At 60.1% G+C, this 26943-nt stretch carries 26 protein-coding genes; 14 read left to right on the forward strand and 12 right to left on the reverse strand.

Annotation, left to right across the window (positions count from 1 at the left end; all coding sequences use genetic code 11):
* Positions 1-845 (forward strand): ArdC-like ssDNA-binding domain-containing protein (locus tag I2487_RS11190; protein ID WP_207173050.1); only part of this gene is annotated, 845 nt, incomplete at its 5' end.
* Between the two features lie 180 nt (positions 846-1025).
* Here the strand turns inward: I2487_RS11190 and I2487_RS11195 are convergent.
* From I2487_RS11195 to I2487_RS11205, 3 genes are all read right to left on the reverse strand, one after another.
* Entirely contained in the window at positions 1026-1964 is a 939-nt protein-coding gene (locus I2487_RS11195; protein ID WP_345941409.1) for a DMT family transporter, read from the reverse strand.
* Positions 1965-2147: 183 nt separating this feature from the next.
* Entirely contained in the window at positions 2148-2447 is a 300-nt protein-coding gene (locus I2487_RS11200) for a hypothetical protein (RefSeq protein WP_207169472.1), read from the reverse strand.
* Complete coding sequence (locus I2487_RS11205) at positions 2444-2707, reverse strand: hypothetical protein (protein ID WP_207169471.1); 264 nt, start codon at positions 2705-2707, stop codon at positions 2444-2446. The genes I2487_RS11200 and I2487_RS11205 overlap by 4 nt, the downstream gene beginning before the upstream one ends.
* Before the next feature lie 399 nt (positions 2708-3106).
* Between I2487_RS11205 and I2487_RS11210 the strand changes: the two genes are divergently transcribed.
* Genes I2487_RS11210 through I2487_RS11230 form a run of 5 tightly spaced genes read left to right on the forward strand, consistent with a single transcriptional unit; the run spans position 3107 to position 7129 of the window.
* Positions 3107-3499, forward strand: a complete 393-nt coding sequence (locus tag I2487_RS11210; RefSeq protein ID WP_207169470.1) for a plasmid mobilization protein — start codon at positions 3107-3109, stop codon at positions 3497-3499.
* A gap of 26 nt (positions 3500-3525) precedes the next feature.
* Complete coding sequence (locus tag I2487_RS11215; RefSeq protein WP_207169469.1) at positions 3526-4983, forward strand: relaxase/mobilization nuclease domain-containing protein; 1458 nt, start codon at positions 3526-3528, stop codon at positions 4981-4983.
* A gap of 21 nt (positions 4984-5004) precedes the next feature.
* Positions 5005-5937, forward strand: coding sequence for a hypothetical protein (locus tag I2487_RS11220; RefSeq protein ID WP_207169468.1), 933 nt, complete (start codon positions 5005-5007; stop codon positions 5935-5937).
* The gene (locus tag I2487_RS11225) at positions 5934-6437 is read left to right on the forward strand and encodes a DUF4913 domain-containing protein (protein ID WP_207169467.1); all 504 of its coding nucleotides are present in this window, start codon (positions 5934-5936) and stop codon (positions 6435-6437) included. Before I2487_RS11220 ends, I2487_RS11225 begins: the two co-directional genes overlap by 4 nt.
* Positions 6438-6454: 17 nt before the next feature.
* Positions 6455-7129 carry a DUF6226 family protein gene (locus tag I2487_RS11230; RefSeq protein WP_207169466.1) on the forward strand — a complete coding sequence of 225 codons (675 nt, stop codon included), beginning with the start codon at positions 6455-6457 and terminating at the stop codon, positions 7127-7129.
* Here I2487_RS11230 and I2487_RS11235 read toward each other — a convergent pair.
* The 4 genes from I2487_RS11235 to I2487_RS11250 form a co-directional block, all read right to left on the reverse strand.
* Positions 7110-7727 (reverse strand): DUF8453 domain-containing protein, encoded by a 618-nt coding sequence (locus tag I2487_RS11235; RefSeq protein ID WP_207169465.1) that lies wholly within the window; start codon positions 7725-7727, stop codon positions 7110-7112. The two genes, I2487_RS11230 and I2487_RS11235, sit on opposite strands and share 20 nt — an antisense overlap.
* A 28-nt stretch (positions 7728-7755) precedes the next feature.
* A complete protein-coding gene (locus tag I2487_RS11240; protein ID WP_207169464.1) occupies positions 7756-9477 on the reverse strand; it encodes a type IV secretory system conjugative DNA transfer family protein in 1722 nt (573 codons plus the stop codon).
* A 98-nt stretch (positions 9478-9575) separates the two neighbouring features.
* Positions 9576-10154: a PIN domain-containing protein gene (locus I2487_RS11245; protein ID WP_207169463.1), complete on the reverse strand. Its 579-nt coding sequence runs from the start codon at positions 10152-10154 to the stop codon at positions 9576-9578.
* A 38-nt stretch (positions 10155-10192) separates the two neighbouring features.
* Positions 10193-10705: an excisionase family DNA-binding protein gene (locus I2487_RS11250; protein ID WP_207169462.1), complete on the reverse strand. Its 513-nt coding sequence runs from the start codon at positions 10703-10705 to the stop codon at positions 10193-10195.
* A gap of 1016 nt (positions 10706-11721) precedes the next feature.
* Here I2487_RS11250 and I2487_RS11255 point away from each other — a divergent pair.
* Genes I2487_RS11255 through I2487_RS11265 form a run of 3 tightly spaced genes read left to right on the forward strand, consistent with a single transcriptional unit; the run spans position 11722 to position 14672 of the window.
* Complete coding sequence (locus I2487_RS11255) at positions 11722-12855, forward strand: tyrosine-type recombinase/integrase (RefSeq protein ID WP_207169461.1); 1134 nt, start codon at positions 11722-11724, stop codon at positions 12853-12855.
* Between the two features lie 28 nt (positions 12856-12883).
* A complete protein-coding gene (locus I2487_RS11260; protein ID WP_345941410.1) occupies positions 12884-13204 on the forward strand; it encodes a helix-turn-helix domain-containing protein in 321 nt (106 codons plus the stop codon).
* A 10-nt stretch (positions 13205-13214) separates the two neighbouring features.
* The gene (locus I2487_RS11265; RefSeq protein ID WP_207169459.1) at positions 13215-14672 is read left to right on the forward strand and encodes a site-specific integrase; all 1458 of its coding nucleotides are present in this window, start codon (positions 13215-13217) and stop codon (positions 14670-14672) included.
* Between the two features lie 248 nt (positions 14673-14920).
* Here the strand turns inward: I2487_RS11265 and I2487_RS11270 are convergent, their stop codons facing one another.
* On the reverse strand, positions 14921-16120 hold the full coding sequence (locus I2487_RS11270) for a helix-turn-helix domain-containing protein (protein ID WP_207169458.1): 1200 nt from the start codon (positions 16118-16120) through the stop codon (positions 14921-14923).
* A complete protein-coding gene (locus tag I2487_RS11275; protein ID WP_207169457.1) occupies positions 16117-16917 on the reverse strand; it encodes a hypothetical protein in 801 nt (266 codons plus the stop codon). The genes I2487_RS11270 and I2487_RS11275 overlap by 4 nt, the downstream gene beginning before the upstream one ends.
* Before the next feature lie 219 nt (positions 16918-17136).
* Here I2487_RS11275 and I2487_RS11280 point away from each other — a divergent pair, with 219 nt between their 5' ends.
* On the forward strand, positions 17137-17502 hold the full coding sequence (locus I2487_RS11280; RefSeq protein WP_207169456.1) for a VapC50 family PIN domain-containing toxin: 366 nt from the start codon (positions 17137-17139) through the stop codon (positions 17500-17502).
* 631 nt (positions 17503-18133) lie between these two features.
* Here I2487_RS11280 and I2487_RS15860 read toward each other — a convergent pair.
* The 3 genes from I2487_RS15860 to I2487_RS11295 all read right to left on the reverse strand — a co-directional run bounded on the left by I2487_RS15860 (position 18134) and on the right by I2487_RS11295 (position 22024).
* A complete protein-coding gene (locus tag I2487_RS15860; protein ID WP_207169455.1) occupies positions 18134-19330 on the reverse strand; it encodes an MFS transporter in 1197 nt (398 codons plus the stop codon).
* A gap of 291 nt (positions 19331-19621) precedes the next feature.
* Positions 19622-20620, reverse strand: a complete 999-nt coding sequence (locus I2487_RS11290) for an NAD(P)H-quinone oxidoreductase (RefSeq protein WP_207169454.1) — start codon at positions 20618-20620, stop codon at positions 19622-19624.
* A gap of 9 nt (positions 20621-20629) precedes the next feature.
* Positions 20630-22024: an MFS transporter gene (locus tag I2487_RS11295; protein ID WP_207169453.1), complete on the reverse strand. Its 1395-nt coding sequence runs from the start codon at positions 22022-22024 to the stop codon at positions 20630-20632.
* A gap of 276 nt (positions 22025-22300) precedes the next feature.
* Here I2487_RS11295 and I2487_RS11300 point away from each other — a divergent pair, with 276 nt between their 5' ends.
* The 4 genes from I2487_RS11300 (at position 22301) to I2487_RS11315 (ending at position 26868) form a co-directional block, all read left to right on the forward strand.
* The gene (locus I2487_RS11300; RefSeq protein ID WP_207169452.1) at positions 22301-23827 is read left to right on the forward strand and encodes a pyruvate carboxylase subunit B; all 1527 of its coding nucleotides are present in this window, start codon (positions 22301-22303) and stop codon (positions 23825-23827) included.
* 2 nt (positions 23828-23829) lie between these two features.
* Positions 23830-24363 (forward strand): acetyl-CoA carboxylase biotin carboxyl carrier protein, encoded by a 534-nt coding sequence (accB, locus tag I2487_RS11305; protein WP_207169451.1) that lies wholly within the window; start codon positions 23830-23832, stop codon positions 24361-24363.
* Positions 24353-25717, forward strand: a complete 1365-nt coding sequence (gene accC, locus I2487_RS11310; protein ID WP_207169450.1) for an acetyl-CoA carboxylase biotin carboxylase subunit — start codon at positions 24353-24355, stop codon at positions 25715-25717. Before accB ends, accC begins: the two co-directional genes overlap by 11 nt.
* 146 nt (positions 25718-25863) lie before the next feature.
* Positions 25864-26868, forward strand: a complete 1005-nt coding sequence (locus I2487_RS11315; RefSeq protein WP_207169449.1) for a LacI family DNA-binding transcriptional regulator — start codon at positions 25864-25866, stop codon at positions 26866-26868.
* The last annotated feature ends 75 nt before the right edge of the window (positions 26869-26943 follow it).

The raw sequence follows: 26943 nt of genomic DNA on the forward strand, positions 1-26943 counted from the left end.
TATGGCGTCTTCTCTTGCTTGTCATGGTCACACCAGTTTTCCTGCCCGGAGCGTCGGGCGCTAGTGCGACTCTCATAACTCGTGGACCGAAATTAGGGGGTCATGCCACCTACAGCGTGAACAACATTTTGCTCGTCATGGCGCAGATGCCGGAAGCCTCGCGCATCGCAGGGTTCCGAAGCTGGCAGACTCGCGGCCGCAGCGTGAAGCGCGGCGAGAAGGGTATCCGCATCCTTGGCTACGCCAAGAAGAAGCTCGAAGAAGAGAACGCCAAGGGCGAGACCGAAGAACGCTATATCGAGTACTTCCCGCCGCTGTCAGTGTTCGATATCTCGCAGACCGAGATAATAGATGAGGACAAGGCCAACGCCGGAGTGATCGCGCACCGCCTCGAAGGTGAAGACGCCGACGGCATCGCAGACGCCGTGGAGAAGTGGCTCACCGATGAGGGATGGACCGTCACCACGGAGACTATCGGCGGTGAGACTAACGGCATGACCAGCCCCGAGCTACGCAAGGTCATTATTTCCGACAAGCTTTCACCGGCCCAACGCGCTAAGACGATGATTCACGAGGCCGCACACGTTGTGCTGCACGCTGACCAGGACCTCAGCGAGTACGTCGAGCATCGAGGCCAGAAGGAGACCGAGGCCGAGAGCGTCGCCTACGTCGTCGCGGGAATGTTCGGACTGGACACCAGCAGTTACACCATTGGGTATATCGCAGGTTGGGCGCAGGGTGACACCAAGATAATACGCAGCACCGCCGCCCACGTTCTGAAAGCCTCACACATCATCTACGAGGCATTGACCGAGACCGCCGAGCAGGTCGAAGCAGCAGCCTAAGCAACACACAGAGAGAGGCCCGGACCTAGCTATCCAAACTAGCTAGGTACGGGCCTCTTCTTTGATTCTAGCGCGGTATCGGTATGCACCGCATCGAGCGGTGCAAACCGGCGAGGGGCTGCCGCCCCTCGCGCTCCCCGCCGACCCTACTTTCGAGGATGTTTCGCTCAACGAAGGCTCTCAGTGGGCTCGATGAGACGGATGGAGAGATCCCATAGATGATTCTGCGGGTGTTCTGCGACTGAGAATAATGCCGGTAATGACAACAGCTGCGCCTATGGGCTGGTTCCACGTGATCGTTTCGGACAGGATGAGGGCGCCGAGGGCTACGCCAATGACTGGACTCAGATACGTGACACTCGATGCCACAGTGGCACCCCAACCCGCCACGATGTTGGTATTCCAGATGTAGGCCAGTCCAGTTCCAAAGACACCTAGGGCCACCATGCTGGAAACCACCGAGGGGGAGAGCGTGAGGCCGTTCCAATCCATGAAGGGCACAGTGACCAGTAGAAGTGCTGCGCCAACACTCACTTGGATCGTCGCGACTGAGACTGCAGCCACTCCCAAGGGAGAGACGAATTTCCTTAGGTATACGAAGGCTATTCCGTAGCTCACTGTTGCCGTCAAGCATGCGAGTTGGGCCGTGAAGCTTGGACTGTTGAGGTCGTCGTCGATCTGCCAGGGAGCGAGGACCATCATCAGTCCCACGAGTCCGATTCCAAGACCCAGAAGCTGGAATCGATGGGGACGTTCTGATCGGAGCGCCACCAAAGTGACGAGCAAAGTCATCAGGGGAGTCGTGGCGTTGTAGATGCTCGCGAGACCCGAGGGTATGTGTTGTGTGGCCCATGCGAAGAGCGTGAAGGGAATGACGCACAGGAGAACTGATACCACCGAGATGTGAGCCCAAGTTCTAGGCTCTCTGGGAAGCTTGATCCGCATGGCGAGACATAGGCCCAGGAGTGTCAGTGATCCTAGTGTCATACGCACGACTACGACTTGGATGGGTGAGAGACCATCGAGTCCTATTCGCATGAACAGGAAACTTGATCCCCAGGTCAGGGCGAGGGCAGCGAACTGCAAAGGCAGCAAACGAGGGATTGTTGCGGTAGACACTGAACAGGCGCTCCTGAGTTGATGATCGAAGGCATTTAAGTCTTTTCAATCTCATCGCATTCAGGAAGGAATAACTGGCGGTTTTCAGACGCGACCCTGAGCCAGTTGGTACAGAAGAAGGTGCCACCAGGGACCCGTTCAGAATCCGGTGGCACCTTCTCGTCCGGAGTGTCGAAGCGACCTCTAGTTGTGCGTCATTTCGTAGTTCACGCGCTCCCGCGTATCGCTCTCAGTGTCGCCCGTCTTGCGTGCGGCACTCTTCGGTGGCTTCGCAAACTTGGTGACCTGAGCGCGTGTCCAACCCTGCTTTTCGGCAGCGGCCATAAGTCGCTTCTCTTCCTTCTTTGCTTCGTTGAGTTCGTGTTCAAGATCTACCCGCCGCGCAACGGCTTTGGCGAGATCTTCAACGGCGGACATGCGCTCTTCGTTGACCTTCTTGGCTTCGTCCAGAACGTGGCGCTGTGCTGGTGTCAGTTCACTCATACCGATGAGTCTACGTCTGGTAGCCGTTCCTTTTGAAGGGGCGCAACTACAACGTCAGAGCTGCTGACCCTGAGAGTGGTCTCAGGGTCCTTAACCTGCCCGATGATCCACTGATGCACCGTGGAATCCACGTATCTAATCGTGTCGGGTTTGATGGTCAACCAGACCGGCCCGAGTCCGAGACTGCGCCAGTATGCGAGATCTTCTTCTGAGACGTCGAGCTGTTCTGCTACTTCGCTGGGAGTGATGATCCGGGACATGGTTACCTCCTGGTTTGCTTGGTCACCGTTCTTTTCGGCAACTGCCGAACATCGGGTGGAGCAGGTTCGGTCAAGCCTGGAGAGTGGTCCGTGGAATACCGGAGCGATTGAGCGCAGCGATTGAGTGAGGATATGCCGCGAAAGCCGGTCGGAAGGCTTTACCGGTTCTGCGGAGTCCGTAAGCTTCCCCTGCGAAAAGAACGCTTGTCTTTTCAGGTTCGCACGTAGGAGCGTCCAAAGACCCACATAAGGTGTCCCGGTCGGAGCAAGCTGTAGAGTTAGCACGGCTAACTGGCTTTCGGCCCTTGTCGCTGCGCTGGGCCTGTGGCACCCTTGAACCCATAGGGTTCAAGCGTCGTTGCACTGGGCGGAAGGGCGGTGAGTTTCATGGCAGGACGGATGCGGCAAGCGAACGCCAAGGGCGGTCGCCCGATCCGTCGTGAGGTGAAGCTGACCGAGTTCGAGGACAACGCCCTCTACTTCGCAGCTTCCCAGGCCGGCATGACGCCCGCGCGATTCCTGAAGGAATCTGCGCTGTCCCGAGAGCGCGGCATGTCCGTGGCGGAGCGCCACGAACTGAGCACCCGGCTGCATCAGATCCAAGGATCTCTTGCCGCAGTCGGCAACAACATCAATCAGCTCGCCCGTCGCGCCAACGTCGAGGAAGCCGTCACCAAGGAGATCAGCGCGGAGCTGACTCACTCACTGGCCCGAGTCCGCGCCGTGATGAACGAGATCAGTGACGCGCTGCCGAGCCTGGCAGTCTCGCCCGAAGAGGCCGATGCCACATGATGCCTAACGTCACGCAAGGTGGTCGCATGGCTGGACTCGTCATGTACCTTGCCGGTCCAGGTCGAGCCAACGAGCACACCGATCAGCGCCTCATCGCTGGACATGACTTGGTGACCTTCGCCGTTGAACCAGGCAAGGCACTTAGCCGCGATGATGCGCTGGATATCGCTAATGTTCTTGACGCTCCACGCAAGCAGCACGGCACGACCGTTCAGGTGCCAGTGAAAGAGTTCGACCAGGAAACCTCGCAGTACGTGACGACCGGCCACAAGGACGCTCACGTCTGGCATTGCTCGCTTGCCCTGAAAGCGGATGAGGGAAAGCTCAGCGATGAGAAGTGGGCTGAGATCGCGCAGGACTTTGTAGAGGGCATGGGTTTCATCGACCCGGACGGCGCAAAGACTTCCCGGTGGGCTGCCATTCACCACGGAGTGTCCAAGAACGGCAATGACCACATTCATATCGCCGTGCAGATGGTCCGCGAGGACGGCACCAAAGCAGACGTTCACTTTGATAAGCGCCGGTCACAGAAAGTCGTCGGAGAGATCGAGAAGAAGCACGGTCTCGTAGTGCTCGAATCCAGGGACAAGAGTCGCGGTCTCGCCGGAGATAAGCCGGCCGAGCGCACCACTGCGCAGCGCAACAACCAGGCGATGCCGGCCCCGGTGGAGCTGCGCCGCCGGATGCGCTCAGCCCTGGCCACATCATCGAATCAGCACGAGTACGTGCAGCGCCTCATGGACTCAGGCGTGCGCGTGGCTCCACGCTTCGCCAAGGGCTCCACAGATCACGTCGTGGGCTACCGAGTCGGCCTTGCCCCTGAGAAGGGATCAGGTCAGCCGACGATCTACTATGCGCCCTCGAAGATCGACCGCACGCTAGGTTGGCCCTACATCAGCGCCCGGTTCAACGGCGAGGGCAAAGAGGGTGCAGATCGTCTCCTACGCGGCATTCATTCCGGCTCCATCGTGCAGCCAGACCGCGCGAGTAAGGTCCACGATTTCGAGCCGCGCCGAGCGCAGCAGCTTATGGGCGGCAACACCGCCCCCGATGCGCTGGCGAACATCTACGCCCGAGTCTCTATGTCGATGGAGCGCGACAAGCCGGGAGTGTTCCACCAGCTCTCGGAGAACTACGCGCGCGCCGCTCAGGGAGGCGGCAACGCCGCCCACGCGATACGACTGGGCGGGCGGTTCGCTTCAAAGAACTCTGCACGCAGTTGGCTCGCTGTCTTGCAGCAAGCGAACCGGCTGGCCCGGGCCATGACCGATGACAAACTGGCCAGCAGCCGCCCGCAGCTTACCGCCGCGACCTTGCCGGTTCTGGCCCAGGCAGATCGGATCATCCGGGCCGAGATTATCCGGGTGCAAAAGGAGACCGCGAGCAGCACGGTCGCCGCGCCGACGAAGGAACCACCTACACGAACCCCCATGAGTGTTCATCGCCCCCAAAGTGGCATTGCTGACCGGGGACACGGACGCTAATCCACTACGGAAGGTAGAAGCATGGCCGAGAACGAAGAATCAGAGATCACTGAGAGTGTCGCCATTCTCGCGCGCACGCTCACCGGCTCCGCGATGCAAGCCAGCGAGGCGTCTACCCGTCGCCACCAGGTCGAGTCACAGCAGCGCGCTGCCGAACAGGCCAACGTGCAGCGCACGGAAGCACAGTTAGCTTCCGGGCTGCGCCAGGAGGTCTACAGCCGCGAATTCTGGCGTACCGCGTCGAGTGAGAACATCGCTGACCACATGACCGTGGCCTCACACCTTGGACGCACCCAGCCCGACGCGCGCATGGCAGCCATGCACACCGCCGATGTGCTGCGCAATGATTTCGGGATCAACGTCGAGCAGATGAACCGCGATCATCCGAACTCCTTGGAGGATCGACACCACGCGCTGCGCGATGCCCTCGATGATTACTTCACCCGGGCACGCTCCGACGCCGAAGCGGACCAGGGACGCATCGACGCGCAGCGTGAAACCACTACCCCCGAGGTCGAAACACCGACCCTGGAGAACGAGGCCGAGCAGTCGGCCGAGCAGTCAGAGGCAGCCGCGCCGGCCGAGGCCGGTAAGACCCAGAACGGTGCAGAGGTCAACGCGGCCGAGGACCGCGCCGCCGAGGCCAAGACCTCAGAGACCGCGAACCTTGCCGCCGCTGACCGGGCTGGCTCAGAGGTCAACCAGGACTACGAGCACACCCGCGCCGAGGAAGCCACGGGAGGCCGGCAGCCGCAGCCCTATGCGCGAGTCAGCAAGCAGGAGCTTAACGAGATCCAGAAGCTCGATCCCGCCCTGGTCGCGGTGCGTCAGCGCCAGGCCCAAGGCTTCCCCATGTCGGCGCAGAAAGCCGTCACCGGGAAGGGAAACACCGGACCCACCCCGGCACGCGGAGCCGTGAAGACCCAGAGCAAGGATCAGGTGATCTCTCGATGAGCGACACCAGCGCTTTCGCCCCCGACCTAGAGATCCCCGAGCCAGACGAGCCCGCGGAATCACCAGCGGTCGAGGCCACCGAACCGGTGCCGGCCACAGCGGACGAAGAGACCGCCGAGGACGAAACGCCGACACTGGCCTACCCCAACGCTGGCGCATGGGTAAACGGCTGGCTACTGCCGCACTACCGGCGCGAGCTAGGCGGCAGCAAGCGCCGCTGGGACCCGAACTGGTGGCACTACGAAGAGGTAGGCGGCGCACTCGAAGCACTCTGGCAAGCCTGGGAGCATCTACGTCTGGAACCAGGGACAGGAATCGCGGTGTTCTACCGCGATTACCTCTACCCGATCATGGACCAGCTCACCGCCGCTGACGGGCCGTTCTGGAACCTCCATACAAAGCCCCCCGAGGTCGAAAGCAACACCGTGCCCCCGGCCTGGGAGACCACACCCACGCCCCGAGGATGGTTCCGCGAGGAAGGCGACCCCCGCGAGAACTAGTGCGCGAGAATGAGGAGATGGATGCTTACGTGCGGCCCTCAGTTGAGGCGCCAGTCTTCTACGACAGTGACGGGCAGGTCATCAACTACGGGAACCGGTGGAACGGACCACCCCTGGAAGATTCATACTCGGTAGACACGCACCCGCAGCGGTTCGCACCACTCCACATGGTTGCTGAAGCCCTCATCACGTATCTGGCGGATACCTACGACGTCGAAATCACCAAGGGTGAGGAACCTTCAAAGGATCTGATCTATCCGGCACCACAGGCTTTGCGGGCAGTACGGATTCAGCCGAAGAATCCGAGGTGCGCGACCCTGACGTTCGTGTTCACGTCATACCCCGGCATCTTCGTGCATGCCGGTCTGCTGCACGACTTCCACTACCCGGTATGTGGGTGTGATGCCTGCGATTCCACCTGGAACCTGGAAGCAGACGAACTGGAAAGCCAGGTGCTCGCTGTCGTCACCGGGCACTATCGCGAGACGATCGAGCGCGGCTTCCGGCCGTGGGTCGAGCACGCATTCACCTACCCTGAGGGCGCGGAGTCAGGGCGGACCCGAGCACAAGACATTCCGGCTCAACGTCTCAAAGCTGCAACCCCTACCCTTCGAAGCCTCTCGGAGGGGTGGGCACCGTGGCCACGCGCAGATGGAAACATTAATGCTGAGCCTAGGTCCGAGACTTCCTGATCTTCTCGAGCTCGGCAGCTATCTTGTCGACAGACGTGCGGACCAGGTGAAGGCTCCCGGTCGGCGCGTCACGGGACTCCCGCCACTCGGACAGGTCGACACGGAATTCCAGAGGATCAACGTCACCGTAGGGCCCTTCGGCCGTGAGCTGGAACGTGTGTACCTGGGACTCAGCGGAACCCAGTATCTCGTGGGCGACGCCTAGAGACCACTCAATGGACCGCCCCGGCGCGATTGAGCTTATTCCCGCTGCCAACCTCTCCTGTGCGACTCGCGAGTACTTCCCTGACTGATGATCGGGGATGGGCAGAGGAGGGTCGATGGTGACTTTTACGTTTCGCGCCACAGTGGGTCCTTCATTGGTGAGAACAAGCTGGAGCAGACCGCCTTGCTTAGTATCCGGTTGACAGTCCACCCAAAGGTTAGGCTGCATCGCCTGTTCAGCAATCTCTTTCTGGAGGCGCGTTTGCGCCACCGCAGCATTCGCGGCACGAGCGGTGAACGGCAGGGAAATAAAGGCCGCGATGGCGGCGGCTATCGCAGCAAGTGCAGCAGCCATGGTTGCTATCGACCTTGGGTCCGTCAGAATTTCGCTCATAGGGCCAGTCTGCACGGATCTATGTCCACTATTGGTTAGGCAACATCGCCTCGTAGCGCTCCTGGGAGCCCTCCACGTCCTTGGCATAGGGCTTCGCAGTGAAGTGTTCGAGCTTTATCAGCGCGGCAGGTTGGCCGGAGCTGAACAGCAACGCTCGCCCCGAGGGCAGTCCCGCAAGATCGGCCACGTCCAGGATTCGTTCACGCTGGATCGACGTCGAGGTAGACCGGCCGCGCTGTGCGCTGCTGGTCTGCCGCTTGATCACGTCACGTTCGCCCACGAGCTGGGAGAGGAACGGCAGAAACTCATCCTCAGAGAGCCCTGAGCCGGCCACCCGGATATTGGCTGAGGACCAGAGCTTGCGCATCCCTTCCTTGCCGAACGCCTCCACACCTTGGACGAAGCTTTGGAAGAATGTTGAGACCACGATCCCGCGCGAACCATAGTGCGAGTACAGGTCCGGCAGCTCACGCCACCGGACCACGTTCGCGGCTTCATCAAGAACAGCCATGACCGGCGGGGAAAGCCGGCCACCAGGCAGCCGGCCAGCGCGCTTCTCCGCAGTCGTCAGCGTGGCCATGACCAACGCAGCCGTGATCGCCCGAGCAGATCCGCCACCCTCACGCGAGATCAGATAAAGCGTGTCCGTGGTCTTGGAGAACTCTTCGTGATCGAACTCGACCACGCCAGGCAGCATAGGATCGCGCAGCCACGGCATCACCCGTTCATCCCCGAGGACCGAGACCCATGGGCGCACGGTGCCATAGACGCCGTCGCGCTGCTTCGGGGTGAGCTGCATGATCTGCCCCAGCGCATCCGCGTAGTTGGGACTGCCGGCCTTGCGCAGCGCAGTCCGGGGAGTCGGGTCATCGGGATCATTGGCCCAGGTGAACACGTCCGTGATCGGTCGCGAGGACAGCGCGGCCGAGAGCAGAAGGTGAGAGAGCAGACGCTTACCGTCAGAGGTGAAATAGGCGTCCTGGGAGGCCCCGGCCGAGGTCTCGGAGGTGATGAACACGTCCGCGAGTTTCTGGGCCGTCTCCATGTCTTTGACGAAGCTCAGCGGGTTCCAGAACCAGGACGGTTCCTCGCCAATAATGTCTTGCGGATCGTGGACCCACACCCGGCCCTTGGCCAGGCGCGGGCCGCGCGTGAGATCCACAATGTCTCGCTTATTCGAGGTCGCCAACACCGGCCCGTTGGTCTCTACGATCTGAGGCACGCACACGCACGAGGTCTTACCCGCACGAGGCCCCATGATCCAGGTCTGCACCCACTCCCACGAGGCGCGCAGCTCCTTGTTGTTCGCCACTGCACGCGCCAGCGGCACCCCCGGTGACGCGTTGGAAGCTTTCAGACGTTCCGCGTCAGCCGTCTGAGACTTCATTCCGAGCCCGCTGAGATCCTTCGGCCGCGACATAGACCGCGCCAGGTGATCGACCCGCGAGGACTTCCCGCGCTGGCGCACCGCTGCAAAGACCAACAGCCCCACCAGGACCAGGACACCGAAGACGATAGTGGCGAACATGACGAGCTGCGCCGCCGTGACCGGCAGCGCGCCCGTGATCTGACCACCGATGATCGTGAACGGGTCATTGCCACCGGCAGGGTCGGTGATTCCAGGATCAATCAGCGCAGCGCCCCACCAGCCGGTCACCAGCAGCAACACCACGGCGAGAAATCCGCCGAGAATGACCCAGCCGGTTTCCCCATTCCCTGGCTGATTGCGCCTGCCTGCCCGGTTGCTCATGTCAGTTCAGTCTCCTGACGAATCGTTAGTCGGTATATTTCGTTCTCACGGGCCTAGCCTCGGTCGTCACATGTGGTCGACATGCAACCTGGGAGGCCTCAGGCCAAGTCGTCCAGTAGTTCAGCGACCTCAGTCATCTGATGTTTGGCTGCTAGTAGATGAAGGATCTGTTGGGGTGTTCGCGGGGGAGCGGTGGACCTGTTCGCAAGAGCATGGAGCGCCCGGGCTCCTGCCTCGAGGTGAGCAACGACGGTGTTAGCGGCAAAAGTCTGAGGTCGCAGGACCTCGACCTGAGCAGAAGCCAGTGTGGGAGATATATCGAATCCTGCTCGTCGATCATCAGTGACTATGGCGTCAGCCTTTCCCATGATGGCCGCGTGGGCGACGTGGCCATCATCAGGATCCAGCAGTTGATAGTGGCTGTAGTCCCCATTCTTGGGGGCTTCAATGCATGCCCCCGGGAATGCACGCTGCATCTGAGTAAAAAGATGACGTCGGCGGGCTTCGCTATCCGGGACTTCTCGTGCGGCGTCTAACCTCTCGAGGACGTAGTCCAACTCATGAAGTATCCCGGTACCCCAGAGCGGCGAGTAGGTCTGTTCGGCCGCCAGTTGTAGAAGGAAATCCCGCTGGAGGCCGGGGACTAAGGCGCACGTATCTAGAACGGCACGGTACATGCGCCTCAGTATCCCATCGACCTGGTGCTCGAGGGGGCTTACTGGACTCTCTTCGCCTGGTCTAGAAGTTCGGAGACCTGGTCCTCGTCGACATCGTCGTAGGCGACCGCCGACTCGGCGATAAAGTCGCTGCGTCGAGTCTTCAGTTCATCTCGGTACCGCAGAACGTCTTTCAGCTTCAGCTTTCGGCGATTCTTCCCAGGAATCGAGGCGTCGAGTTCGCCCTCATCGATGAGCTTCACCACGGTGGGGCGACTCAGGCCGAGCACTTCAGCAGCCTGTTGCGTCGTGATCTCTTGTTCCCGAGCCAGAACACTGACTGAGTGACCCCTAGAGAGGGCATCTGCGATTCCCCTGAGCATCTGATGCATCTGCTCAGTGAGCTCAATTCGGTCGTGTTCGTCAGCGCCAGAGAGGAAATAGCGAGGCGAAGGCAAGGCGCCATGTCGCGTCTCATGCGCATCGAGGAAACTAAGGACCTGAGCGGCGGTCTCACTCTCGGTGATGGCTACAGAGGACACGCTTGCATGGGGTTTCTGTAGTGCACTCATGGGGACCTCCTCAGGTTCAGTAGCTCCGATTGTAGCTGTCTTACGAAAGTTACGAAACCAGCTCTTGACGAGCCCTCGACTCGGTCCACCTGACTCGAGTCTGTTCGTCTCGGAGCAGGGCAGCATAAAAGCGCTACGGCCTTGTCGTCCCGGGGCCTGCCTAGTCAGTCTTTGTCCAGCGGGCTGTTGGACCCTCCAGGACGCGCGGGAGAAGTCCGAGGATCAGTGTGTCAGGCGCGCAAACCTGGCGTCCTTGAAGCGCTACCACTGGCCGGCGGGGCGGGGTGCTCGCGCGATGATGCTCCTAGGGGCCTTGTTCCTCAGACTGGTCTGCGGCGATAAACGCACGTGCAGCGGCCAAAACAGCAGGCCCCGATTGCTCAGGTGGCCCGCTACGAAGGATTACCGCTGGAGTTGAGTCACCCAGGTCTGGATTTAGCCCGGAGAACCATGCCCGGACTACTGTTGCCGGATAGTTCTCATGGAGAATCGCTGCAACCAAGTACGCACCGCGGAGACGTCTCATGGTCGCCGCGGAAGGCTTGCGTTCGCCCTCCACCCACTGGCGCACCGCTCGAGTTTCTTTGACTGGACCGATGTCTGCCACGAGCTGGAAACCCAGTAGCTCTCGCAGCTCGTACACCAGTTCAGTATCGGCAAGCTCGACGGATTTGCGGTGAGCCCGCCGGTCGGCGGGCTCAGGTGCTGTGAACGACATGACATTGAGCATCCCACACTGACCATTCGATATCAATGGCTCAAACACATGCGTAATCACACCCGATATGCCGATAATCTATCTTATGTCAGGTTGAGCCTGACATGTTCGCATCAGATGCGAATACGACAGCCGCAACGGCTCCCCCTCTATGTCAGGCCGGAGATCGTCGTCATACCGGCGCTGTCCAGTTTCCAGCCGTCCGGTGTCACGGACTCCGATAAACGATACGGATCTGACGTGGTGGTTTCTCAAACGTTGACCGCGATTCGCGTTTCATGCGATTATTTCGCACATTATGGGAATGCATCGGTGGGAGCCTGACGGTGCTGTGCCGGAGACGCTGCGCACCGGCGCACGTGTGCTCAATGAGGCCGAAACGGTGTGGATCGCGATGCTGCAGGGCTGGGCCGCGCAGCAATCGGCCCGTAACCTCTCGGCCACCACGATCGAGACCCGGCGAGCCACGGTGGTGCGGTTCCGTCAGTTCGCCGATTGCTACCCCTGGCAGTGGACTGCAGGCACTGTCGATGAGTTCTTCCTGGAGCTTCGCGCGCTCAAGGGGGCGGCCCGCTCGACGGTGTTGGGCTATCAGAACGCGTTGCGGATGTTCTTGGAGTACCTGACCGATCCCGCCTACGGGTGGGGTGAGCTGTGTTGGGATCGTTTTAGTGATCACCCAGCGCAGGTCTTCCACGAGTGGAACACTGCTCGCCACGCACAGGACGCGGTGGGCTCTCCTGGTAAGCGCCCCTATACCCGTGACGAGCTCGAGGACCCCTTCGACTGCGCCGACGAGCGGGTGCTGAGGATCCGGAGGGCCGGGTCCAAGGGCTGGATTCCTGCGTTTCGGACCGCGACGATCATGAAGGTCGCCTATGCCTGGGGGCTGCGCCGAAACGAGGTCCGAAACTTGGATCTGGTTGATTTCGCTGCCAACCCACTGGCGCCACAGTTCGGTGAGGCTGGGATCGTCTACGTTCGCCACGGCAAGGCGATGCGCGGGTCACCGCCGAAGCGTCGCAGCGTGTTGACGGTGCCGGAGTTCGGCTGGGCGGTCGACTGTGTGCAGCAGTGGATTGATGAAGTGCGACCGCTCTACGCCCCGCCGGGGTCGACTCAGCTGTGGCCCAGTGAACGTGGCACCGCGGTGATCGCTGCGGATTCACTCAGCCGAGGGTTCAACGAGGTCAAGCGCGCAGCCGGGCTCGAGGAGGCCCTGGACTTTCACTCACTGCGCCGGTCCTACGTGACTCATATGGTCGAACTCGGCTATGACGCGTTCTTCATCCAACAACAGGTCGGCCACGCCCACGCCTCGACCACATCTATCTATACCGGCCACTCCCCCGACTACCGCGCTCGGGTGGTCAATGACGCGATCGAGCGCACGATCCAGGCTGCCCTGAACCGCAAGGACACTGAGAACTGATGAGGAGTCCTCAACGATGAAACGGCACGTGGAATACACCTGGCGGCTGCGGGAACTGATGGCCGCGCGCGGGATGTACAACATCTCGGACATCATCCCCCATCTGGAGGACCGCGGCGTGAGTCTCTCCTCGTCCCAGATCTACCGGCTTATCGGTGACACCCCGGAGCGGATGAACCTGGCCTTACTCGGTGCGTTACTTGATGCCCTGGACTGCACCTTCGAGCAGCTCTGCCCCATGACCGTCGTTGCAGTGCCGACACGTGATTGCCTGAGTGGCACTGAGGCCGGTGCGGTGAATAAGGGCGCGATTCGCCCGACACGAGCTCGGATCCACCGGCCCGAATGAGCTGAGTCTTATGAGCCGACCAGTGTCCTGCGGCGCCTGCGCCCGCTGTGACCGCGCCGGAGTCAAGTTCGCCACCATGTGGCCCGAGGGACGCATCTGCCGCCGCTGTTATCAGCAGGCCACTCGCCTGCGCGGCATCTGCCCCGGCTGCGCCGAGCACAGACTCTTGCCCGGCCTGCTCGACGGCGCCCCAGCCTGCACCGACTGCACCGGCATCGCCCACGATTTCCGCTGCCCCCGATGTGGCCGCGAGGACGAAGCGGTGCGCGACGGGATCTGCGCACACTGCTGCCTGGCCGAAGAGCTCACCGACCTCTTCGATGATGGCACCGGAGCCATCGCCGCACCGCTGCAACCGCTCTTTGATGCTCTGATCGGACAGAGACACGCCCGCAGCGCTCGGACATGGCTGGCCGTGAATCGCCACGCCGCCCAGCTGCTGGGTGAGATCGCTCAGGGACGTAAGCGGCTGGCGCACGAAACCTTCCAGAACCACCCCTACCCCGCGAAGGTCGCCTTTCTGCGGGCGCTGTGCATCGAATATCAGCTGTTGGAGCCGGTGAACCTGGACATCGAACGCTTCCAGTCCTGGATCGAGGCCAAGACCGGCGCCCTGGCCGCCCAGGATGCGCGATTGATCAACCAATATGCCCGCTGGGTCCACCTTCACCGGATGCGTCATCTTGAGAACACCGGGAAGCTCAAGACAGGCACCTTCCTGGCCGCGAGACAGTCCACCACTATGGCCATCGGCTTCCTTCAACACCTCCGGACCCGCGGGCGCAGTCCGCAGGAGTGCACCCAGCACGACGTAGATGATTGGTTGGCTGGCGGGCCCACGACCCGCAGCCTCGCCCGAGGCTTTATCCGCTGGGCCGCCCAGCACGGGCACCTGCCGGCGGTGGACTTCCCCTACCGCACCGCCCACTCCTCGCCTGTCATCAGTCAGGCTCAGCGCCTGGGGCACATCGAAACTCTCACCGACCCATTGGCAGAGAACCTGGGCGCGGCCCGAATCGCGGCACTGTTCCTGTTGCTCTACGGCCAACCGCTGACCCGCATCTCGTGCATGGATCTAGAGCAGATCCACGACAGCGAAGGGCGATTGACCGTGTCCTTCACTGATGATCGTCTCGTGATCCCATCACCCTTCGATACCGTCGTGCGCGCGCATCTGACCGCGTTGCCGAATATGAACACTGCCGCGCATCGGCAGAACAGCTGGCTCTTTCCCGGCGCTCGGCCGGGGCAGCATCTACACCAAGGCACGATCATGAATCGTCTGCGTGACCGCTGGATTGACCTGCGAGGGGCTCGCAACGCTTCACTGCGGGCACTGGTCTTAGAAATGCCTGCACCGGTGGTGGCCGACGCGTTCAATTACAGTCACTCCGTGACCAACCGGCACCGCCGCGACGCCGGGGCGCTCTTTACGGACTACATCAAGAACCGCAGCGCTGATCCCTGAACAACAGCACGCCCCGATGGGGCGGTGACTCCCCTACTGATGACGAGGTCCAGGGGAATACGCTGGTGCTGAATATGCCAGGCCAGCGCTTGGTCGGGATGACAGGCTTCTCTTGGAACTTGGGTCAGTCCCGACCAATGCGTCGTTGCGGGATCGGATCATCGATGCGGCATGAGAACCAGGAAATCTCGACACCACAAAACCCGGGACAGACCAGAGTCTCCAAGAATCCCAGTGTGGTTCAGTCTCTACCGACCGTCTTGTTTCGTGGTCTCCGCGGACAGGCGTGGCAAAAGGGACACGACCTTTCGGCTATCAGGGGCGGCCTGGTCCGCGCCGAACGGATGCGGCGAGAGACGCTGTGGAGTGCGTGCTATGACTGATTGGAAAAGCTTGGCTGGCACTCGGCACTGCTCGATGAGCGTCGATTCTTCGATACCCTCATCGTCAAGTAGCTGGACCGCTCGTGCGAGCAGCGAAGGCTGCTCGATAGCTTTAACGAGGCCAGGCTCGTCGCGCCGCCAGCCCCGCTTTGACAGAGTGACCATTGCGTTGCGGTAGGAGACGTCGCTGAGCCGGCCGAGACGTCGTGCGCGGAAAAGAAGGGCCTGGATGCTGACTCCCCACTCTTCTTTGAGTTTTGCCAGAGTGACCCAGGCCCCACGGTTCATAAAAGCAGGAAGTAGGTGAACTATCTCGTCCGCGGGCATCAGCAACTCTGATGCGAATCTGTGGGCCTGCTCTTCGACGACTCGTCCACCCGGCTCCGCGTCGCTGTGCATGATCAGGTGGCCCAGTTCGTGGGCAACGTCGAAACGCTGACGGTAGTAGTCCCGCTTGGAGGGGTTTAGCACTACCACGGGACGCAAACGGCTGTTGAATGAGTAGGCATCCACCATGGCCGTCTGGTTCGGGCTGAATACGACGAGTACTCCGTGATTTTCGCACGCGCGCACTAGATGGCCAGCCGGCCCTCGACCGAAGTCCCAGGCGTCGCGTATTTCTCTCGCAGCCTGCTCGGGCCCCTCGTTTTCGGGTTCGTCTAATTCGACAGGTCGAGATAGTAGGTCGATGCCAGGCAGCTCGACATGACGTTCTAGCGACTCGGCGACGTCAAGGGCGATTTGTCCGAAGGCGAAGGCCTGGTCACGCGCGAGTTGGCTCGTTGATCGCAGTGATCGGAAATGTGGGAGGGCACTGGCCTTCGCGACATCGTTCGGGCGCGCGGAAAAGAAGCCCGGATCGACAGAAAGCCCCAAAGCGAGTTGCGCGACTGTTGTCGCCGTTGGCATCTTGGCGCCCGTTTCCCATGCCGATACAGCCGTTGGGCTTTTGTTGATGAGCGCCGCGAGATCTGTCTTGCGCAACCCCGCCAGGTGTCGCGCCATGGTCAGTCGTGCGCCATCAAAGAACGCGGCTGCGCTCGCGCTACGGCCATTGTCGCTCAACGCTCCGCCTGTCTGGGGTTCGGTTGCTCGATCGTGGGGCGGCGGAGCCTGACCGGGGCATCAGGCGTCAGGTCTGGAACCACAGGTGCGGACGTGCTCGGTTGCAGGCGTTCTCCATCCGATTGCGGACCCTGCAGGAGGTCGTGTTTCCAATACCACGCGGAACCGCCACCCGTGTTCAAGCGGGGCTGTCCTATAACTAGTTCGTGTCGACCGTGCTCGACGTCCAGGGAGTGCCCAACGACCAATGTGTGTCGGTCGAGTTGGTGGACATCGACTTGCATAGTCAGGTTGGGCTGGTCTTCGCTTGGGAGCTCGTCGAACAACGTCGGCACTTCCGATTCGTCAGTCGGCTGCTGAGCGACGCGCTGTTTCGTCTCGCTCTTTTGCGACCAAGGGAGCTCGTCGAGCTTGCCGAACGCCGCCGACGCGAGGAGCCACCTAGTCCCGTTATGAGACCAACCTGGGCTGCCGTTGAGGTCAGCTCGGGTCACCAGGCCTGGTGCGAGTTTCGGAAAACTAACAACATCGCGTTCGGTTAGTTCAGCGTGGAGGATATCGAGGCCCACCTGTCCGTCCGTATCTCCTGCGACCGCGTACTTGCCGCACGAGAACACCCGATCGAGCCGATCCCGGTATAGCGTGAACCGGCTGATTCCGACCCAAGTTGTGTCGTGGCCCGCGGCCTCCGAGTAGTCTTCGCGGACGCGACTTGTGGCCGAAAGGAAAGCCCAAAGGATGCCCGCAAGCACGCCATCGGAACCCAGTGGCGCAAGCAGGTCATCATGTTTAGTCATGTGCCCATAGTACACCCATAGGTAGTAAAGCGTGACGCAAACAGAACCACTTGTCGCTTAAAGCGATTGGTAGTTTCCTCGTGGCGATCCCAATCAGGGGCGGCACCTGTGCATCGCAGTCGCTAAGACCGGGACTCTAGGGCCGGGTGACCTTCGCTGCGCAATCTGATCGCCGCCATCGGTCTTGACCCCACCTCGGCTCGACGTCGCGTCGATGCCATGAGGTCTCACTTCCCTGATGCGATGGTCAAAGACTATGAAGGGCTCATCCCAGCGATGACGAACCATGAGAAAGACCGGCATGTCCTGGCCGCAGCGGTCAGGGCCAATGCGGAGCTGGTCGTCACGGACAATAAGAAAGACTTTCCACTTTCTGCGGTGAAGCCTTATGAAATCAGTGTCTCGACCCCAGATGATTTTCTCCTGGACCAGCTCGATCTGAGTCCAGAGGCCGTCATGGACGTCGCGCAGCAGATCGTGCGGGACATGAAGAATCCGGCCATAACCTGGTCCCAATACTGCGAAGGACTCGAGACCTCCGGGCTACCGCTCTTTTCACGAGCCCTCATCCAAAACGCAGACTAACCTTCACCCATTGCAACGTGACTATCCCTGGTGTCGTCACCAAGACAGTCGATGGGGGTCTCCCCCGCTGACTGCTGGCCGAAGGTCAATCTTGATGTCAGGTTGGCTTCCGGGGTGCCTAGTCTCGGTTGCCACTAGCCTGCGCGCCCTGCTGTCGTGAGAGACGGTATTCCTTTATTCCAGTATCTACGGTTGTGCGGGTGGAGAGCGGGAACATGCTCAGAACTGGAATCGCTTGTCAGCCCCTGGGCGGCTGGGCCCCATTCGGCTGCTCAAGGATCAACGAGTTGTCTATTAGGGGAATTATTGGGTGCATTCCGCTCAACTCGAGGGGCTAGCGACTCTCGGATGGTCTACGAGTAGAGAAAACTTTCTCGCGATCTTCGTAGTACGTGAGCTCCTTCTCGGCCTAGATGCCCTATGGGCCTGCCGCACTCATAGCCGACCCACGACAACGTGGCTAGCATCGGGTTTCGTGGCTACGACGCACGAGTGGTCTCCCCCACTCACCGCTGCCTGATGACATGTCCCGAAGGTCTTGGCTATTTTCGTTAGAGTGCTGGAGTAAAATAGTGTGAGTAGCTACGTCAATCATGTACCGCGGCCTAATTAGGTCAACTATCAAAGTGATCTACAGATTGTTTCTAGAGTTTAGCGATATGTAGGTGATAGTAGACGCCGAAATAAGCAGTAATATGATAATAATTGTCGTATCACTATACTCAAGCGCGAATAACGATATTATACTTGGAGCTAGAAATCCGGTATATGCAAGGGCGTAAAACTTCCCCATAGCTTCCCCGAGGTGTTGTGGAGCTGACAAGCGTTGAGTCTCAAGTGCACCAGACACCAGCAGTAAACCGTATCCGCAACCCAGGACTCCACTAGCAATAAATCCGATCATCGTGATCTGAAGCAAAGCAGCCATTAGAGCGAAAATCAGTCCGACAAAACTCACGATCAGAGCAATGATGATGGACCTGGCCGACGTTGGCGTATCGATCTTTCTACCCAGCGACTGTACTGCGACACCGCATCCCATCGTCAGTCCTACTGACAGCGTCGAGTGCAATATGGGGCTGCTTGGAGATATCAGTAATTGTGGTACCACTGCAAAGCCGATCGTTCCTGATCCAAAGGCCCAGGGGGCGGCCGGAAGGATCACCGTTCGGAATCTCGATGGAGCGCGCACATAGGCCCAAAGTTGTCGATCTCTGTCATGGGTTCTTGGGACGCCTCGCTGGGTCGCACGAGTTTCCGGCGATTGTAGAAGCAGAAATATAAGCGGAATGCACAAGGCAATATGGGTTCCGTAGGGAATCACCGCCGGGGCGGGTGCGTATGCTGCCAACAGACCACTGACAACGGGCCCCGTGAAGAATCCTCCCGTGACAAACAGGGAGGCTCGTCTAGCACCGGAGGTGACGTCAGCTGCTGCGTCCCACGGTGGTTGTGAAAGCTCCTTGATCCAACTCGTGGTGGCAGCCATCGCTATTCCAGTCGCCACGCCGGAGAGTAGTCGACCTGGAAATATCCAGGGAGACCACCAAGCCCCGATAACCATTGCCACACTTCCAAAGACGGCCACGAGTAATGCAATGAAAGTTATTCGTTTGCGACCGTACTTATCCGACCATCCTCCACTGATCAACAGCGCGGGCACGAGCCCAAATATATACACGCTTAACATCAAAGTCACGGTTAATCGTGAGAATCCGAAATTACCCTGGTAAAACGTCAGCATCGAAGCGAACTGATTAGCTCCCCAGCCGATAAGGAAAAGCGTGACCGCGGGCGGGAGCCACCTCCGTCGTGAATTGGGTAGCACAGACAGTCTCGAATCGCAGTCGATATAAGGAATGGGAGAGTGGGGTAATCCCAGGACCGTGTTTCAGCGGCTAGCGCGTGAGGCCAGTGGAATAACTGTGGCTGCTGTGAGTCGAGGAGGCCGCTGGCACCTGAAATTCAGCCAAATTGGGTGAACTAATCTGACGATTTGGCATAGGAATGGGGAGACAGGTGGGTCCTCAGAATTTGGGCCCCGAGGCCCACCTGTCTACCTTGTCCCGAACACCGGGCAGCTTATGTGCGGTTTGAACCAATGATGGCTGGCTCGGAATCACACATCTAGGAGGATTTTCCCGATATGGGTGCTCGCTTCCATTTCGCGGTGAGCCTTCAGAGCCTCTTCTAAAGGGTAGCGGGACTGAATGATCGACCGGATAGGGCGCGGGCTATCCGAGTTAAAACTCGGCCATAGATGCTTCTTCGCCTCACTGACGATCTTCGCCTTGGCTTCCGGTGAGCGGCTGCGCAGTGATGTCGCTAGGATGCTGCCTCGTTTTGCGAGCAAAGCTCCCAGGTCAACCTCTCCGACGCGGCCGCCGAGTAGCCCAATGACGACTAATCGTCCATCAGGAGCTAGGACTCGTACGTTCGATTCCAAGTAGGTTGCCCCTACCACGTCGAGGATGACGTCCACTCCCCTGCCTTCTGTCGCGGACAGGACCGCCTCTGCGAAGTTCTGCTCGCGATAGTTGATCAGCACCTCCGCGCCCAGTTCTGAACACGCCTTTAGCTTCTCGGCCGATCCGGCAGTCACGATCACGTGGGCTCCGAGGGATGCAGCCACTTGGATCGCCATCGTGCCGATACCACTGGAACCGCCATGGATCAGAACGGTTTCGCCCTCCCGTAGTCCCGCCTCCAGGACCAGGTTGCTCCATACCGTGCATCCAACCTCGGGCAGTGCGGCCGCATTCGATACGGACATGCCCTCCGGCACAGGAAGTACCTGACCGATAGGGACTGCTACAAACTCTGCATAACCACCCCCGGACAGCAACGCACATACCTCGTCACCGATACCCAAGCTGGCGCTCTCAAGACCCGGTCCCAACGCCACGATCCGGCCACTGGCTTCCAAGCCTGGCAGCTCACTGGCCCCCGGCGGTGGTGGATACACGCCGTGGCGCTGCATGACATCGGCACGATTCACCCCCGCGGTGACGACCTCGATCAACACCTCTCCCTCCCCTGGACTCGGTCGTGGAACGGTCGTCGGTACGAGTGCCTCCGGGGCACCATCTGCGTCGGGATCAATAGTTACTGCTCGCATAGTTTCCATTCAGACAACCGCTGTCCCTTTCGTTTCAGGATCGAAGTCAAGGCCAGGTTCGAAATCCACATCCCTCGTCTCTGGGCCCATGAGCGCGCCCACTGAGACCAGCAATCCACCAATGACCAACAGAGGCAGCACTGTGAGATCCAGAGGCATGAAGGATTCCAGGCCCACCTGATAGAAGGCGTAGAAGGATGGCGGAATGACGGCGAGGCTGTATCCGAGACCGAACCCAGTCGCCCGAACCCCGGTTTGGAAGCGCTCGTTCAAGTAGGTGGTCGCCAGACCCCAGAACCAAACGATGATCCAGACCATGGCGCCGACCAGGATGATGACCCCGAGGAACGAGCTGGGTGGCGAAGTCAGCAGCCAGTAGTAGAGCCCGGCCCCCGGGATAGCCGCACCTAGTCCTGACAGGATCAAGAACGGGCGTCGTCCCACCCGCTGGCTGATCTTGCCCGCAACCATGTAGCCAACCCCCAGGAACAAGAATGTGATGCAGAGAAGGATCGTGACCTGCGTGGAGGTCAGCCCGACCACGTTCTGCAACAGCCCAGGCAGTATTGCAGTCACTGTGTTGAGGGTCAGCCAGAAGCCGCTCATCAAGACAAAGACCTGGGCGAATGCCTTGATACTCCGCTTGCTGCCGAACAAAGTTTTCAGCGGTGACTTAGTGCCACCTCCCTTGGCGAATACTTCGGATTCTTCTACGTTGACGGCATACCACCAGACATACGCCACTGCTATGAGCCCACCAATGATGAAGGGAATCCTCCAGCCCCACTGGACATACGGCGAACCGAGGCCATCAGCGGGAGCGATCTGCAACATGACGAGGGTAAGAGCAGAGATGGCAACGAACGCCAGAGGGAACCCCAACATGATGTAGGCCCCCCACGTGCCGCGCTTCTTCTTAGGCAGGCGCTCCATGGCGAGTGGACTCGCAGATGAATATGACGCTCCCACGAAGATCCCGTCAACAAGGCGGAGCACGATGAACAGAACGACAGCGAGAATCCCCCAAGTCTCGTAACCAGGCATGGCAGCCATCGCGAAGCTCATGAACCCGTAGCCAGAGACCGCAACGATATTGACTATCTTCCGACCGAGACGATCAGCAAAGCGTCCGCCGATCAGTGCTCCGATTGGGCGCCCCAGCAATGTCGAGACGAAGATCAGTGACGTGACGATGACGACCTGACTCGCGGGCATGTTCGGCGACAGAAAATACACCATTGCCGGTCCCAGGGCGACAACAGGCAGATAAATGTCGTACATGTCGATAAAGAAGCCAGAAAACGCGCCATGCGCAGCCTTTTTCGCCTTCGGATCTAATTGCTCGTCCTTCACTTCCTGATGCGTCGTCGGACCGTCCGTGACAGAACTATCAATATTAACCATTGTCTTCTTCTCTCAGCACGCAATGGATGAGGATCAATAGCGGGGTGCATACCGCTTGTGATACCTAAAAAAACTCTTAAAGGGCACTCGAGGGGCAATAGAGCAGCTGCCCCACGGCTTCTCCGCTCTCATGCCGTGCCAGTCTCATGGGACAAAACTAATGTGTCAAATATCACATTTAGGGGTTGACGTAGCGTCGTGAGTACGATTTCATGGACGTGAATACGTTTTCACAGCCCATGGCGGTCCGATGACGCCAGAGACACGAGGTCAGAGTTGACGAACGATACGGAAACCATTGCGTCGGTGATGAGCCGCGGCGGACGACCCGCTAACAGTCGTCGTGAGATCAAGATCATCGACACAACCCTGCGCGACGGACATCAAAGTCTCTGGGCAACGCGGATGCGGACCGAGCACATTGAACAGCTCGCTCCGGAGTTCGATCAAGCCGGATACGAGCACGTTGATCTGGTCGCGCCGATCCAATTCGACGTGGCGGTGCGCTACCTCAAAGAGGATCCTTGGGAACGCGTGCGCAGGGCTCATGAACTGGCTCCGAACACCAAGTTCCGAGCACTCATCCGCTCTCGCAACATCGCAGCTTTCGATTTCCTGCCCGATGACGTCATCATGGCCTGGGTTGAGCGGCTCTATGCCAACGGATTCCGTGTCATCGGCTCCTTCGACGGGCTCAATGACATCGACAACATCGCACCTGGACTGCGCCGGGCGAAAGAACTTGGAGCGGAGACCTTCGGGGCGGTGTCGTTCAGTGAAAGCCCCGTACATACCGACGAGCTCTTCGTCTCGAAGGCACAGGAGCTCATCGAAAAGGCCGACGTCGACCGCATCATGTTGAAGGACGCCGGCGGGCTGCTCACACCCGAACGCATTCGGTCTCTCGTGCCCGCGCTCAAAGCAGTGATCGGAGATCGACCGCTCGAAGTCCACACCCATTCGCTCACGGGCCTCGCTCCCCTGGTCTGCCTCGAATCGGCGGAGGCCGGGGCAGACTCTATCCACCTCTCGGTCGCCCCGCTGGCTGCTGGAAATGCCCAGCCCTCCGTGCAGAACGTCATCCGCGACCTCCGGGCCCTGGGTTACACAGTGAATCTCGACGACTCGAAGATCGACGAGATCAGTGACCATATTCGGATGATCGCTGAAACTGAGGACAAGCCTCTTGGTGAGCCTGTTGAGTACAGCGGCATGCACTTCATGCATCAGACCCCAGGGGGGATGCTCTCGAACTTCCGTTCCCAGCTCGAAACCTCGGGCCTCGGGGACCGTTACGAGGAGCTTCTGCTCGAGATCGCACGTGTGCGCTCCGAACTCGCCTACCCCATCATGATCACTCCTTTCGCTCAGTTCGTCGGAACTCAGGCGGCCATGAACGTCTCAACCGGTGAGCGCTACAAGATGGTGCCCAATGAGATCAAGAAGTACGTGCTCGGGTATTACGGTGACCTGCTGGCCGAGATTAATCCCGAACTGCGCCAGAAGATCATCGACAACGGCGCTTCCGACATCCCCTTGGAACCATCTGACCCAGAACCCATGCTCGACAAACTTGCCACCCGATATCCAGACGAATCCATCGAATTCCACCTGCTGCGTGCGATGTTCGCCGGCGGCCAGGTTGATGAGATGAAGAAGACGGTAGCTGCAGGTGGCAATCTCGACGAACTACCGGCGCCGCTGTTCGAAATCGTGAAGTCGCTCCACGAAAACGGACAATCCGGCGTCAACTCCCTGACAGCCGGAGACCTGCACATCAAAATCATCAAAGGAGAGAACTGATCATGGCGCTGAACCAGCCTGACATCCGCGAGCTCAAGTCCCTGGTCGACTGGGTCAACACCACTCCCGATGTCCGGGAGCTCTCCATCAAGTATGGTGACGTCGAACTCTTCGTCTCTCGCAACGAGCGCACCCCCGCATCCGCCCCGGTTGCGCCGGCCGCCTCGACGGTACCGACGGGGGCGGCGGAACAGTCACCCGCACCAGCCGCTGCGACCGCAGAATCGGCGACGCCCGCCTCAGCGCCCACCCACGGGGTCGCCCCCAAGCCCGCTGCCGCAGCCGCTGAGGACGAAGTGACCATCACCGCGCCTATGGTCGGCACGTTCTACTCCGCCCCAAACCCCGGCGCCCCAGCCTTCGTGGAGGTGGGCGACCGGGTCTCAGCCGACTCGGTCTTGTGCATCCTTGAAGTCATGAAGTTGATGAACAATGTAGAGGCCAAGGTCGATGGTGTCGTGACCGAGATCCTGGTGGAGAACAACGAGGCCGTGGAGTTCGGCCAGCCGCTGATGGTGATCAAGCGTGACAGCTAAGCAGCTCAACAGCATCCTCATCGCCAACCGCGGAGAGATCGCCCTTCGCATCGTCCGCGCCTGCAAAGAACTGGGAATCACCAGCGTTCTTGCCTACTCCGAAGCAGACCGAAGCTCCCTTCCGGTGAAGCTCGCCGACCGAGCGGTCTGCATCGGACCGGCCAGTGCCTCGAAGAGCTATCAGGATCCGCGAGCAATCATCAGCGCTGCATTGGCCTTCAAAGTCGATGCGATCCACCCCGGCTACGGCTTCCTGGCCGAGAACGCGGATTTCGCAGAGATGTGCGAGACCGAAGGTGTCGGGTTCGTCGGCCCCGCATCAAGCATCATCCGAAACATGGGAGACAAGATCCAGGCCAAGAAGATCGCGCGCCGTGCGGGCGTTCCCACCGTCCCAGGGTCTGACGGCGCGATCGCTCAGCATGCTGAGGCGGTTGCCGTGGCCAACGAGGTTGGGTATCCGCTGCTGATCAAAGCCTCCGCGGGCGGCGGCGGCAGAGGGATGCGGGTCGTGGAATCAGCAGAGACCCTGGAGCGCGATCTCGCCGAGATCATGTCAGAGGCCGAGACGGCCTTCGGTGACCCAGCAGTGTACTTAGAGCGCTATCTCACCGACATCCGCCATATCGAGATACAGGTGGTCTCCGACGGTGAGTCGACTGTGCATCTCGGCGAGCGTGACTGCACCGCCCAGCGTCGCAACCAGAAGCTCGTGGAGGAGTCGCCCTCCCCGGTTCTGGACGAGGAGCTAAGAGTCAGCCTGGCGGAGGCCGCTGTAGCCCTGTGTCAGGAGGTCGGCTACCGCAATGCCGGGACGGTGGAGTTCGTTTTCGACAACCTCGAGCGACGGTATTACTTCATCGAGATGAACACCCGCATTCAAGTCGAGCATCCGGTCTCCGAGATGGTCACCGGCATCGACCTGATCAAGCTCCAGCTCGAGATCGCAGCGGGCAATCCACTCCCTATTGCCCAGGACGACATCACGATCCGTGGCCACGCGATCGAGTGCCGGATCAACGCCGAAGACCCCGCTCAAGCCTTCGCGCCGAAGCCCGGTCGGATCGAGTCTTTCCGGGCTCCAGGTGGCTTCGGAGTCCGTCTCGACACCCATATCGAGACCGGGTACGTGATCCCTCCGTTCTACGATTCGATGGTAGGCAAGCTCATCGTCTGGGGCAACGATAGGGATGAAGCCATCGCTCGGGCTCTGCGGGCTCTCGACGAGATGCACGTTGAAGGTGTGACCACCACAGCGGGATTCCAACGAGACATCCTCGACAGTGCGACATTCCGTAGCGGCGACTTCAATACCGCTTTCGTCGCAGAGTTCCTTGAGGGTGAGACCGCCTAGCCGTAGTTCCGCGACACATAATCGACGCCGCCAGAAGTGCGAGTGACTCTTCGATCGACCGTCTGGCCTGTAAACGCCAAATGTTCCTCTCCGCGCCGCACATGAGAAAGTAAGTACGGTGCCGCACGTTGTGGCGCGGAGGAGGGATGTCGATGCCTACGGGCAGGGAAATCGCGCAAGCGGCTGGAGTGTCCCAGGCGACCGTCTCACGCGTGGTGCAAGGATCGGCGCGTGTCAGCGAAGAGAATCGCCGCCGCGTCGAAGAGGCGATGGCCAAATTCGGATATGTACCCAACGCGCAGGCTCGTGCCATGCGCACTCAGCGCTCTGGTGCGATCGGCGTCATCGCAGGAGAGTTCACCAACCCCTGGTATCCGGTGATGATGTACGCGCTGGCCAGGGAGATCAACCGCGCTGGCCTGCGAATTAACTTCTGGGTATCCGACGGCGAGAACAGCGAGCAAGCCGCCATCGAAGCGATCCGGTCCAAACTCATCGACGGGCTGATCTTCACGACCGCCACGCGTGACTCACAGGCCTTGCCGATGGCTCTTGAACTAGGTCTTCCTGTGGTGCTGGTCAACCGCAGTCTCGAGAACATCACCAGTGATCAGGTCACGGGCGATAACATCGGCGGAGGCGCCGCCGTCGCCTCCTACTTCCTTAAGCACGGACGCACCCGCGTCGCGGTTGTCGGTGGAGGGCCGTGGGTCAGCACGGGACGAGAACGGCGCAAGGGTTTTCTAGACATCTACGCCGACGCCGGAATCCACGTACCTTCCGCGCGTGCCCCTGAGACGGGGTTCACCCATCAAGCGGGTCTCGACGCAGGAAGAGCGCTTCTGGCCGCGGATCCACCGCAGGCAATCTTTTGTGCCACCGACATCATCGCGTTCGGTGTGATCGATGCCGCGAAGGAACGGGGGCTTCGTGTGCCCGAGGATCTATGGGTCGCCGGTTATGACGATATTCCGATGTCTGCGTGGCGAGTCCTCGACCTTACGACGGTCCGCCAACCCATCGACGAGATGGCCCGACTCTCGCTGAAAATTCTCCTGGCCCGCATCAAGAACCCCGAAACAGCAGTCGAACAGGAACGCTTTCAACCCGAGCTCATCGTCCGGGGCACCACGGGCAACATGCCGCGGTGATCGCCACCCAAGCACTAGAGAGATGCCCTGCACGTATCGAAGCAGCATCTAGGACTGAATCGCTGGGATAGTTCA

Source organism: Nesterenkonia sp. E16_10, from assembly GCF_017347085.1.
Taxonomy (GTDB): Bacteria; Actinomycetota; Actinomycetes; order Actinomycetales; family Micrococcaceae; genus Nesterenkonia.